This window comes from Vibrio sp. 2433-A1 (genome assembly GCF_056726085.1).
Genome location: NZ_JBRESC010000062.1, coordinates 1 through 3,024, shown reverse-complemented (window position 1 = coordinate 3,024; position 3,024 = coordinate 1). Strand labels below are relative to the sequence as shown.

The 3,024-nt window shown below is 50.8% G+C and carries 1 rRNA gene; it reads left to right on the top strand.

What is annotated here, in order from left to right:
- Positions 1-104 precede the first annotated feature (104 nt).
- A 23S ribosomal RNA gene (locus ACU01J_RS21545) occupies positions 105-2,993 on the top strand.
- Positions 2,994-3,024: the final 31 nt, after the last annotated feature.

Here is a 3,024-nt window from a genome sequence, read left to right as displayed (position 1 = left end):
TTTAAGTGACTATTCAAAATTGAGTCCGGCAAAATCGAGTCTGCACATGTATAAAAATGCAGACAACTTTGGTTGTTTGACGTAAAGACCCTTTGGGGTTGTATGGTTAAGTGACTAAGCGTACACGGTGGATGCCTTGGCAGTCAGAGGCGATGAAAGACGTAGTAACTTGCGATAAGCCCAGATTAGGTAGTAACAACCATTTGAGTCTGGGATTTCTGAATGGGGAAACCCACGTGCATAAGCACGTATCATTAACTGAATACATAGGTTAATGAGGCGAACCGGGGGAACTGAAACATCTAAGTACCCCGAGGAAAAGAAATCAACCGAGATTCCGAAAGTAGCGGCGAGCGAAATTGGACTAGCCCTTAAGCTTTATATGCGTTAGACGAACGGTCTGGAAAGTCCGGCGATACAGGGTGATAGCCCCGTAGTCGACAACGCACATTCAGTGAAATCGAGTAGGGCGGGACACGTGATATCCTGTCTGAATATGGGGGGACCATCCTCCAAGGCTAAATACTACTGACTGACCGATAGTGAACCAGTACCGTGAGGGAAAGGCGAAAAGAACCCCTGTGAGGGGAGTGAAATAGAACCTGAAACCGTGTACGTACAAGCAGTAGGAGCACCTTCGTGGTGTGACTGCGTACCTTTTGTATAATGGGTCAGCGACTTATATTCAGTAGCAAGGTTAACCATCTAGGGGAGCCGTAGAGAAATCGAGTCTTAACTGGGCGTCGAGTTGCTGGATATAGACCCGAAACCAGGTGATCTAGCCATGGGCAGGTTGAAGGTTGAGTAACATCAACTGGAGGACCGAACCGACTAATGTTGAAAAATTAGCGGATGACTTGTGGCTAGGGGTGAAAGGCCAATCAAACCTGGAGATAGCTGGTTCTCCCCGAAATCTATTTAGGTAGAGCCTCGGACGAATACTACTGGGGGTAGAGCACTGTTAAGGCTAGGGGGTCATCCCGACTTACCAACCCTTTGCAAACTCCGAATACCAGTAAGTACTATCCGGGAGACACACGGCGGGTGCTAACGTCCGTCGTGGAGAGGGAAACAACCCAGACCGCCAGCTAAGGTCCCAAATTATTACTAAGTGGGAAACGATGTGGGAAGGCTTAGACAGCTAGGATGTTGGCTTAGAAGCAGCCATCATTTAAAGAAAGCGTAATAGCTCACTAGTCGAGTCGGCCTGCGCGGAAGATGTAACGGGGCTAAGTAATAAACCGAAGCTGCGGCAATGTTCTTTGAACATTGGGTAGGGGAGCGTTCTGTAAGCCGTTGAAGGTGTGTTGTAAAGCATGCTGGAGGTATCAGAAGTGCGAATGCTGACATGAGTAACGATAAAGGGGGTGAAAAACCCCCTCGCCGGAAGACCAAGGGTTCCTGTCCAACGTTAATCGGGGCAGGGTAAGTCGACCCCTAAGGCGAGGCCGAAAGGCGTAGTCGATGGGAAACGGGTTAATATTCCCGTACTTCTTACAATTGCGATGGGGGGACGGAGAAGGCTAGGTGGGCCTGGCGACGGTTGTCCAGGTTCAAGTGCGTAGGCTTAAGAGTTAGGTAAATCCGGCTCTTTTTAAGGCTGAGACACGACGTCGAGCACCTACGGGTGTGAAGTCATTGATGCCATGCTTCCAGGAAAAGCCTCTAAGCTTCAGATTGTAAGGAATCGTACCCCAAACCGACACAGGTGGTCGGGTAGAGAATACCAAGGCGCTTGAGAGAACTCGGGTGAAGGAACTAGGCAAAATGGTACCGTAACTTCGGGAGAAGGTACGCTCTTGTCGGTGAAGTCCCTTGCGGATGGAGCTAACGAGAGTCGCAGATACCAGGTGGCTGCAACTGTTTATTAAAAACACAGCACTGTGCAAAATCGTAAGATGACGTATACGGTGTGACGCCTGCCCGGTGCCGGAAGGTTAATTGATGGGGTTAGACTTAGGTCGAAGCTCTTGATCGAAGCCCCGGTAAACGGCGGCCGTAACTATAACGGTCCTAAGGTAGCGAAATTCCTTGTCGGGTAAGTTCCGACCTGCACGAATGGCGTAATGATGGCCACGCTGTCTCCACCCGAGACTCAGTGAAATTGAAATCGCTGTGAAGATGCAGTGTACCCGCGGCTAGACGGAAAGACCCCGTGAACCTTTACTACAGCTTGGCACTGAACATTGACCCTACATGTGTAGGATAGGTGGGAGGCTTTGAAGACGGTACGCCAGTATCGTTGGAGCCGTCCTTGAAATACCACCCTTGTAGTGTTGATGTTCTAACATTGGCCCCTTATCGGGGTTGTGGACAGTGCCTGGTGGGTAGTTTGACTGGGGCGGTCTCCTCCCAAAGAGTAACGGAGGAGCACGAAGGTGGGCTAAACACGGTTGGACATCGTGTGGTTAGTGCAATGGCATAAGCCCGCTTGACTGCGAGAATGACAATTCGAGCAGGTGCGAAAGCAGGTCATAGTGATCCGGTGGTTCTGTATGGAAGGGCCATCGCTCAACGGATAAAAGGTACTCCGGGGATAACAGGCTGATACCGCCCAAGAGTTCATATCGACGGCGGTGTTTGGCACCTCGATGTCGGCTCATCACATCCTGGGGCTGAAGTCGGTCCCAAGGGTATGGCTGTTCGCCATTTAAAGTGGTACGCGAGCTGGGTTTAGAACGTCGTGAGACAGTTCGGTCCCTATCTGCCGTGGGCGTTGGAAGATTGAAGGGGGCTGCTCCTAGTACGAGAGGACCGGAGTGGACGAACCTCTGGTGTTCGGGTTGTGTCGCCAGACGCATTGCCCGGTAGCTAAGTTCGGAATCGATAACCGCTGAAAGCATCTAAGCGGGAAGCGAGCCCTGAGATGAGTCTTCCCTGACCCCTTGAGGGTCCTAAAGGGTTGTTCGAGACTAGAACGTTGATAGGCAGGGTGTGTAAGTGCTGTGAGGCATTGAGCTAACCTGTACTAATTGCCCGTGAGGCTTAACCATACAACACCCAAAGGGTTTTGATGGACTCAAT